Origin of the sequence: Psychroflexus gondwanensis ACAM 44 (genome assembly GCF_000355905.1) — a bacterium.
GTDB lineage: Bacteria > Bacteroidota > Bacteroidia > Flavobacteriales > Flavobacteriaceae > Psychroflexus > Psychroflexus gondwanensis.
In genome coordinates this window covers 1-687 of record NZ_APLF01000056.1, presented here as the reverse complement: position 1 = coordinate 687, position 687 = coordinate 1, and the positions used below count along the sequence as shown (strand labels likewise).

General features: G+C 35.4%; 1 protein-coding gene. It reads right to left on the bottom strand.

The window, feature by feature from the left end:
* Positions 1-320 precede the first annotated feature (320 nt).
* A complete protein-coding gene (locus PGOND44_RS14890; protein WP_003447644.1) occupies positions 321-614 on the bottom strand; it encodes a GIY-YIG nuclease family protein in 294 nt (97 codons plus the stop codon).
* Positions 615-687: the final 73 nt, after the last annotated feature.

Genomic DNA, 687 nt, shown 5'->3' with positions numbered 1-687 from the left:
GGGGATGACAGGCCATGTTAATCTTCCTTAGATGAACTGTCTCTTTTGAACTTCGCAATTTCATTTAGTGGTACTCCTATCAATCTTAGAAAAAGAATGAATGATGGAAACAAAATGTTTCATAGTTTCCTCAAAACACCATATAACAAAAAAGCCCTTCCTATCGGAAAGACTTCTAACGGTTTAATAATTCTAAACCTATGAATGTTATTCACATTCACAACACAACATCTTAAAAAAAAGCGGTCTGGAATCCCAATGCCTAGGGATCACAACGAGACTCGAACTCGTCCACAATGCCTTGGGGATGACAGGCCATGTTAATCTTCCTTAGATGAACTGTCTCTTTTGAACTTCGTAATTTCATTTAGTGGTGTTCTTACCAATCTTAGAATTTGATCCTTACTGTATTTTTTAAGTTTTCGTTCTCGAATTAAAGCCTCTTTCTTGTCTGGAAAAGACTGTAAATAAACTAATTTCCACGGTCCTTTATTCGCTGTGTAACGACTTGAATCTTCATTATGCTCTCTCAATCTATGGAATGGTCGGATGGAATATCCCTTATAGTAGCTTCCTACTTTGGAAGAGTGAATGATGTAAACAAAATGTTTCATAATGTCCTAAAATAACATAAACCTATGAATGTTATTCACAACACAACATCTTAAAAAAAAAGCGGTCTGGAAT